An 8,104-nucleotide genomic window follows, 5' to 3' on the forward strand; every position below is an offset into this window, starting at 1 on the left:
GACGCGTCTGTTCGCACATTGGTCGCTGTTATGGGGACAGGCTTCAATGGGAAGAGCCGGATGAGCGGAGACGTTCACGTCCGGTTCCGTGAGCGCCTCGGGGGGCAGTTCCCCGGGGCGACTCGACTCGTTGTGACCGGAGTCTCGAAAGATATTCTGGAGCAGAACGTACTCCCTGCGGTCAGGCAATTTCTGGCCGTTCGGGGGCTGGAACTCTCGGAAGAGAAAACCAGAGTTACTCACATTGCCGATGGGTTCGACTTCCTCGGGCAGAATGTCCGAAAGTACGCGGATAAGCTGCTTATCAAACCAGCAAGCAAAAGTGTGAAGGCACTTCTGGAGAAGGTTAGGGAGATCGTGAGGCAGCACAGGAGCGCCACGCAGACGAATCTGATTCTGCAACTCAACCCCGTGATTCGGGGTTGGGCCATGTATCACCGTCATGTGGTTTCCAAGTCTCATTTTACGTCGATAGACGCTCACATCTGGCAGCTCTTATGGAAATGGGCTATGCGTCGGCATCCCACGAAAGGCACGGGTTGGGTGAAGCACAAATACTTCCACGTAGAGGGACATCGTACTTGGGCGTTTACCGCGCGAACCAAAGATCGCGGGGTCATCCGACTGTTTCGAGCTACGATGATTCCAATTGTTCGGCACGTGAAGATACGTGGTCAGGCAAATCCGTTTGACCCTGCGTGGTCGCCTTACTTTGCCCGTCGTCGAACCGCGACCGATGGTTGATTGCCCGGTCCCATCCGATGGGGCTGCCGAATGGCTTGAGCCGGATGCGGGGCGACTCGCACGTCCGGTTCTTAGATCCTATGAGCAGGGGCGTCGAGGAACTGATACGTAAAATCAGCGTGTCGAGTCCTGTTCAAAGGAGAACATCATGTGCACGGATCAGACGTTTACCACCCATGGTGAAGAAGTAGTACTGGCGGTGTCACTCGAGCTGGCTGCGGCGAAGTGGAAGGTCGCACTGCACGATGGCCGGCGCGAGAAACCCGCCGTGCACGCGGTCGCGCAGCCACAGGCCGCCGCCCGCCTGCAGGCCGTTCTGGACCTGATCGAGGCGCACAAGGAGAAGTGGTTGCTGCCCGCGGGCGTGCGGGTCGTCGTGAGCTACGAGGCCGGCCAGGACGCGTTCTGGATCTGTCGCGCGCTGCAGGCGCGCGGCATCGAGTGCTACGTCGTCGATCCAGCGAGCATTCCGGTCGAACGCCACAAGCGGCGCGCGAAGACCGACCGGCTCGATGTCATCAAACTGGTCACCAACCTGCGCGCGTGGCTGCGCGGCGAGCGCGACCGCATGCACGTGGTGCACGTGCCGTCGCCACAGGACGAGGCCTCGCGCCAGCTGATGCGCGATCGTGGGCAACTGCAGAAGGAAGTGCAGCAGCACCGCGACCGCATGCGCAAACTGCTGGTCACGCTTGGCTGCTGGGATGAGGTCAACCACAAGGCCTTTGCCGGCTGGCTCGCCCGCGACCAGGTCCGGTGTCATGATGGCGCGCCGTTGCCGCCCGAACTGCGCGAGCGGCTGTTGCGCGAGTGTGAACGGCTGGCACTGGCGGAGCAGCAACTCGCGGCGCTGGAGAAGACGCGCGAGGCGAGCCTGCCGGCACCCGCACGCCAGCGACGCGACGACCTGGCGCGCCTGAAGGGGATTGGCGAAGTGGGCGCGTCGCGCCTCGCGCTCGAGCTGTTCTGGCGGGAGTTCGGCAACCGCCGCCAGGTGGGTGCGTGCGTCGGGCTGGTGCCGCAGCCCTATGACAGCGGCGAGAGCCAGGTCGACCAGGGGATCAGCAAACAAGGCAACCGTCGAGTGCGCGCGTTACTGGTCGAGATGGCGTGGACCTGGCTGCGCTACCAGCCCGCCAGTGCACTCGCGCAGTGGTTCAACCAGCGCACGCAGGGCACCGGGCCGAACCGCCGCGCGCGGCGCATTGCCATCGTCGCTGTCGCACGGCGACTGGTGATTGCACTATGGCGCTACCTGAAGGACGGCGTTATTCCTGAGGGCGCACAGATGAAACCAGTCTGAGATCGTATTGCATGGCGATGGTGATGCCGCGACAATCGGATCACTTGCTGTTCCCATGGTTGAAGTGGACATGCCCGTCCGCCCCCTGGGTTGCCGACGCAACCGATTCTTAGATGGGGCATGTCACCCGGACAAGATTCCGGCGCAGCGCGCATGCAGGATAGGGCTGGCGAACCGTCAGCGGATAGAAGGTTGTGCAGACGTTGGATCGTCTCACGAGCGCCACGACGGCTTCACGCAGGGACGTGAATTCGATTGCAGCAGATTGCAGCAGATTGCAGCAATTACCGGGCGACGTGGAATGCGCCTGTAGGTTGGCGAGCGCAATACCGCGCGCTCACCAACTTATGCCAGCCTATCGCGCCTTCGCAGCGTCAAGGGTCGCTGCGCTCAGGCTTCGCCTGCCCTTGACCCCGCTACGGCGCTTCTTTACAGAGGCCGCCCGATGGGACCTGGCCAATGATCTGTGAGTCAGGTCGTGAAAGGCCTTGACAACTTTCTGCTCATAGAAGGGGGCGGTGGCGCAGCAATGCACCACCGCTACCCGACATCGGCGTGGACGCGGAGTCTGGCCTGGTTCACACGGTCGTCGGCACAGCTGCCAACGCCCAGGACATCAATACAGCCGAAGCGTTGCTACACGGCGAAGAGGCGGATGTGTACGCTGATGCCGGATATCAGGGTATTCAGAAGCGATGCGCGGACGGTTCAGTGCGCTGGCATGTCGCAATGGGACCCGCCAGGCGCAGAAAACTGGACCTGAGTGATCGTCTGGACGCGATATACGATCAGATCGAACGCCTGAAGGCCGGTGTCCGCGCCAAGGTGGAGCATCCATTCCGGATCATCAAGCGACAGTTTGGCTATACGAAGACACGATACCGGGGCTTGATGAAGAACACTGCGCAGATCACGACGCTGTTTGCACTGGGTAACCTGTGGATGGTGCGTAAGGCACTGCGCAAAGCGTGAAACACGTGAGCGTAGGCGCGATGAGACTGGGCTAACGTAAGTCGCCTCGGTTCGACAAGACTGCGATCCAGGTCGCAGCACCTTCGTCGCCAATACAATGGGGGAGCAACCTACGCGACGTGCGGGAAACGGGTTGTGCAGACCTTCCCTAACGCACTGGGGACATTCAGCGCATTTACCCGCGGGCCATCTCCTGGCCGACGTACTCGACGAAGGCTTTGACCTTGGCCGAATGCCTACGCTCACGAGGGCTCACCACATGGATGGGAATGGCGGGCGGCGTCCAATCCGGCAGGAGCTGCTGAACCTCGCCGCTCGCCAGTTCGTGATCGAAAAGCCACATCGGTGAATAACCAATGCCCATTCCAGCCAGGACCGAAGCCCTCATTACTTCGCTGCTGTTGGTTTGCAGGTTGCCTTCGACGCGCACGATGCGCGCCGTTCCTGCAGGTTCAGACGTTCCCGGGCCCGCCGTAAAATTCCAGTGATTACGCATGGGCAGTTCCGTGTAGACGATGCAGTTGTGCCGGGAAAGGTCTTCAGGAATGGTGGGTGCTTTTACCCCCTTGGGTAATGAACGCAGGTAACTGCGATGGGCGACGAGCATTCGGGAGGTCGTCCCCACACGTCTCGCGATCAGGCTGCTGTCCGGCAAGTCGCCGATACGCACCGCCACATCGATCCCCTGTTCAACCAGGTCGATGAAGCCGTCGTGAAGCCGCAGGTCGATCTTTACGCTGTGATGTGCGGCCAGAAATGACTGAATCATCGGCATGAGTTTGATGCGCCCGAACCCCACCGACGCCGCGACTCGCAGCCACCCTGTCAGTTCCTGCTCGCCGCGTTGCAACGTGCCCTCGGCCTCGGCAATTTCGGTCACGAGGCGCCGCACCTGTTCGAAGTAACGCTCACCGTGTTCGGTCAGCGCGAGCGAGCGCGTCGTGCGCGTCAGCAATCTCGCCCCGAGCTCGCGTTCCAGCGCCGCGACCTGTTTGCTCACGGCGCTCTGGGTTGTGTCGGACTCGTGCGCGACCGCCGAAAAGCTCCCTGCTTCGACGACGCGCACGAAGGTCCTCATGGCCTGCAGCTTGTCCATTGATGCCTCATTTATTCCCGTCAGGACTTAATGATATGACCTGCAACCATCTATATCAACCAGTTGGAATCAGTCAAAGTGCAGTCATGGCAGTCGCGATCAAGCGCAACCCAATCGAAGGAGCTTCAACATGAACCAACCCGTCGTCCTCATTACCGGTGCATTGACCGGAATCGGCCGTGCAACGGCTATCGCTTTTGCCCGCGAAGGCAACCGCGTCGTCATCAGCGGCCGTCGCGAGGAGGCTGGTCAGGCACTCGCCGCCGAACTGCGCACGCTCGGTGCCGAAGCTGAATTCCTGCGCGCCGACGTTCGTTTCGAAGCGGAGGTCCGCAGCGTCGTCGAACAGACCGTCGAGCGCTTCGGGCGCATCGACGTAGCGGTCAACAACGCCGGTACCGAAGGCCAGTCGGCGCTGATCGTCGAGCAATCGTCTGCCAACTACGAAGACACGTTCGCGGTCAACGTGCTGGGCGTGCTGCTGTCCATCAAACACGAGATGCGCGCGATGCTGGCCCAGGGCTCGGGTTCGATCATCAACCTCTCGTCGGTCGCCGGCCAGGTCGGCGTCGCCGGAGCTTCGGTCTACGTGGCCAGCAAACACGCTGTCGAAGGTCTCACGAAGAGCGCAGCCCTCGAAGGCGCCGCCGCCGGCGTGCGCGTCAACGCCGTGGCGCCCGGACCTGTGGCCACCGAGATGCTCGATCGTTTCGTCGGCGGCAGCGAGGAGGGCAAAGCAGGCTTCATTGCAACGATACCGGCGCGACGCGCCGCCACCCCGGAAGAGATCGCTCAAACCATCGTGTTTCTGGCGAGCGACAAGGCACGCTACCTCACCGGACAGTCCATTGCAGTAGACGGCGGTTACACCGCGCAATAACGCGTCGGCCAACCCGCTTTATTACGTTGTTTTTCAACCCAGGAGAACCAGCATGACCACCATCAACGTCCCTACCCGCGACGAAGTTTCCCCGGCTAATCAGGCCATCTTCGACAAGCTCAAGAGCAGCCTTGGCACGGTGCCCAATCTCTACGCGACGCTCGCCCATTCCGAGAATGCGCTCGGCAGCTACCTCGCCTTCCAGAACGCGGAGAGCAGCATTACCGGCAAGGCACGCGAAGTTGTCAACCTCGTCGTCAGCCAGGTCAACGCCTGCGAATACTGCCTCGCGGCCCACACAGTCATCGGCAAGATGAGCGGTTTCACCGATGCGCAGATCCTTGAGATCCGCAGTGACAAGGCAAGCTTCGATGCAAAGTTCGACGCATTGGCGAAACTGGTCCGGAACATCGCGATCAACCGCGGACACGCGGACCAGCCACTAGTCGATGCCTTCTTCGCCGCTGGCTGGACCAAGGCCAATCTGGTCGACGCGATCGTCGTCATCGGCGACAAGACGGTAACCAACTATCTGCATGCAACGACCCGGGTTCCGGTCGACTTCCCCGCTGCTCCGCAACTGCCTGCCTGATCGTTGCTGCCGGGTGAGCCGTGGACGTCAAGCGATGAGCGCGAGGTCCTTCTCAGCCGGCCGACTGGTACGGCGCCGAGAATCTGGCAATGAGATGAATGACGCCGTGTCGAATCGGTGCATCAAGCAAAGAAAGCGATCGCCTGGCCGTTTAACCTTGGCATATCGATAACGGGGGGCCAGGCAGCGTCCGTCGAGGATGTCGAACGCAATGATCGTATCCCGAGCGACGCAAAACAAATGCCCTCCCGGACCGAAGCGCAGACCCCGAGCACGATGAAAGCTAATTTTCGGATCCACCCGGAGCACGCGGACGAGGCTACCGGTTGAAACCAGCGCGGCGCGGTGGTGTATCTTCCGGCAAGCAGATTTTGTCGTGCGTGTTTGACGGGGCGACGCACGAGCCCCGGACATCCGTTCCAGGAGGGACGACAGTGGACCGACTGACAGCGATGGAAACGTTTGTGTGCGTGGTGGAGTCCGGTTCCTTTTCGGCGGCAGCGCGGCTGCTGAACGTTGGGCAGCCCGCCGTTTCCAAGTCCATCGCGCAACTCTAAGAGCGGCTCGCGGTTCGACTGCTGCTGCGCTCAACGCGCGGGCTGACGCCGACTGAGGCGGGTCACGCATCCTACGAGTGCGCAAAGCGGGCGATCGAAGAGGCCGACGAGGCGGAGTTTGCGGCAAGAGGATCGGCTGGCGCCCTCTCGGGTCGTCTCAGGGTTTCAGCAGCGGTGACCTTTGCGCGGATTCACATCCTTCCGCGGCTCCAGACAATTCTTGATCGACACCCTGAACTCAACATCGACGTTGTGCTCGACGATGAAAACATTGATCTGCTGGAGCGCGGCATCGACGTAACACTCAGGACGGGGGTGCTTGGCGACTCGAACATGACTGCACGCAAGGTCACTCACGGCCGGCGTTGCGTCGTCGGCACGCCAGCCTGGTTCGCGAAAGCAGGCGAACCGCGGGTACCCGCCCATCTGCTATCGCATCAGGCGATCGTGTATGAACCGGGCGGCGGCGGAAGCGTGTGGTCGTTCAAGCGAGGTGATTCGGAAACGTCGGTTGTCGGCGCCGGGCGAGTCCGCGTGAACGCGGCGGAAGGCGTGCGCGCGGCCGTGCTCGCCGACATGGGCGTCGCGATCGCTTCGGAATGGATGTTTACGCCGGAACTCGCGAGTGGCGCAGTAAAGCGGGTGCTCGCCGACTGGGAATTGCCTAGGGAAACACTGATTGTGCGACACGTGCTGCTGCCCATAGCGTGTCGAACGTCAAGTAGTGAGGGCAGCAAAGCTCGTTCTTGTCTTGTCGTATCCCAAGCGCCGAAGGAAGGCGCTTGGAACTGCGACCTGTTGTGCGACCGACAGTTGCCTATCCAGACATGCTCAACCGGTAACGGCTGGGTATGAAGCTTTGGAGACAACGCGCCTCTCGATTGACGGCTCACCCCGGTGACGGGGCGAGTCGACACTGCCAGCCGCCGCGCGGTGTGAGGTGCCAGGCAAGTTCCGCATGCGTAACGTAAGTGAATTGTTGATAAACCTCGTCATTTCCGATGGGCCAAAGCGGCTGACAGGCCCTGACCAAAAGGTGTGCAGCCGGTTGCTCCTCTAGTCAGAAGGAGCACGTCGTCACAACCGCTGCCGGGGGAAAGACAGACGCTAAACGGATAGGCCCGGGAACAGTCTGGTCGGCAAGAACGGGAACGTGGTAAGCCCGATTCTCTGCCAAGGTTCAGAACATCGAATCGTTGGCAGGCGACCCGCAAGGGAAGCCGTTGGGGAAGCGGGTAAGAGAACGAGGAAAAAGCGAATGCCGCTCTGTAATGGAGCGGATAGGGGTTCGAACTTTGCCCTAGCCCGAAAGGGCGCAGACTTCCACGTGGTGCGGCTGTCGCCGGCCCATGTTTAAGGTTCGACGTAGGGAAGCTTGGAAGAGACTGCTGTATTGCAGTTCAGCGCCCTCGTCTCAGCAATGGGATGGACCAACGAAATGGCGTTTGCGAAGGTCTTGTGCAGTACGGCGAGACCGGCATCAGCTGATGATGCTTTAGCTGTGCTTGAGCCGTTTGCGGTGAAAGTCGCTTGGGCGGTTCTTTGGGGAGGGGGCGGCAGTGATGCCGTCTCCTTACCCGCTTAATCGACGAGGTTGTAAACGCGGTGACGTAGTGAAGCGTTGTTAGAGCTGGAACGACGACAGAGCGATGCGGATGCGACAAATCAGTTTTGCGAGTGCGGAACACCAAGGTAAGAAGCGGCTTACGAGGCGCGAGAAATTCCTGGGCGAGATGGAGCAGGTCGTGCCGTGGGCGCGCTTGCTGGCAGCATTGGAGCCCCACTACCCGAGAGGCACGAGGGGGCGTCCGCCGATTGGGCTGGAGCGCATGTTGCGGCTGTACTTTGTGCAGCAATGGTACGCATTGTCCGACGAGGGGCTGGAAGATGCAGTGAGCGACAGCGCGGCCATCCGGCAATTTGTGGGTATTGATCTGGGACATGAGGAGGCACCGGACGC

The 8,104-nt window shown here is 61.1% G+C and carries 6 protein-coding genes and 2 pseudogenes; 7 read left to right on the forward strand and 1 reads right to left on the reverse strand.

Annotation, left to right across the window (positions count from 1 at the left end; genetic code table 11):
• From GNZ12_RS43800 to GNZ12_RS43810, 3 genes and pseudogenes are all read left to right on the forward strand, one after another.
• On the forward strand, window positions 1-744 hold a 744-nt coding region (locus tag GNZ12_RS43800; RefSeq protein WP_328806220.1), incomplete at its 5' end, for a group II intron maturase-specific domain-containing protein.
• 148 nt (window positions 745-892) lie between these two features.
• Window positions 893-2,047, forward strand: a complete 1,155-nt coding sequence (locus GNZ12_RS43805) for an IS110 family RNA-guided transposase (RefSeq protein WP_172319207.1) — start codon at window positions 893-895, stop codon at window positions 2,045-2,047.
• A gap of 549 nt (window positions 2,048-2,596) precedes the next feature.
• Window positions 2,597-3,019, forward strand: a pseudogene (locus GNZ12_RS43810) (transposase); the annotation flags it as partial.
• Window positions 3,020-3,194: 175 nt separating this feature from the next.
• On the opposite strand, the gene GNZ12_RS43815 reads toward GNZ12_RS43810, so the two are convergent.
• Window positions 3,195-4,115 carry a LysR family transcriptional regulator gene (locus tag GNZ12_RS43815; protein WP_172319209.1) on the reverse strand — a complete coding sequence of 307 codons (921 nt, stop codon included), beginning with the start codon at window positions 4,113-4,115 and terminating at the stop codon, window positions 3,195-3,197.
• Between the two features lie 130 nt (window positions 4,116-4,245).
• On the opposite strand from GNZ12_RS43815, the gene GNZ12_RS43820 reads away from it, so the two are divergent.
• From GNZ12_RS43820 to GNZ12_RS43835, 4 genes and pseudogenes are all read left to right on the forward strand, one after another.
• On the forward strand, window positions 4,246-4,995 hold the full coding sequence (locus GNZ12_RS43820) for an SDR family NAD(P)-dependent oxidoreductase (protein WP_172319211.1): 750 nt from the start codon (window positions 4,246-4,248) through the stop codon (window positions 4,993-4,995).
• Between the two features lie 52 nt (window positions 4,996-5,047).
• Window positions 5,048-5,587, forward strand: coding sequence for a carboxymuconolactone decarboxylase family protein (locus GNZ12_RS43825; protein WP_172319213.1), 540 nt, complete (start codon window positions 5,048-5,050; stop codon window positions 5,585-5,587).
• Between the two features lie 434 nt (window positions 5,588-6,021).
• Window positions 6,022-6,999: pseudogene (locus tag GNZ12_RS43830) on the forward strand (LysR family transcriptional regulator).
• An 800-nt stretch (window positions 7,000-7,799) separates the two neighbouring features.
• Window positions 7,800-8,104, forward strand: a 305-nt coding sequence (locus GNZ12_RS43835) for a transposase (RefSeq protein WP_172319215.1), incomplete at its 3' end; no start/stop codon positions are given.

The sequence above is a fragment of the Paraburkholderia solitsugae genome (assembly GCF_013177695.1).
GTDB lineage: Bacteria > Pseudomonadota > Gammaproteobacteria > Burkholderiales > Burkholderiaceae > Paraburkholderia > Paraburkholderia solitsugae.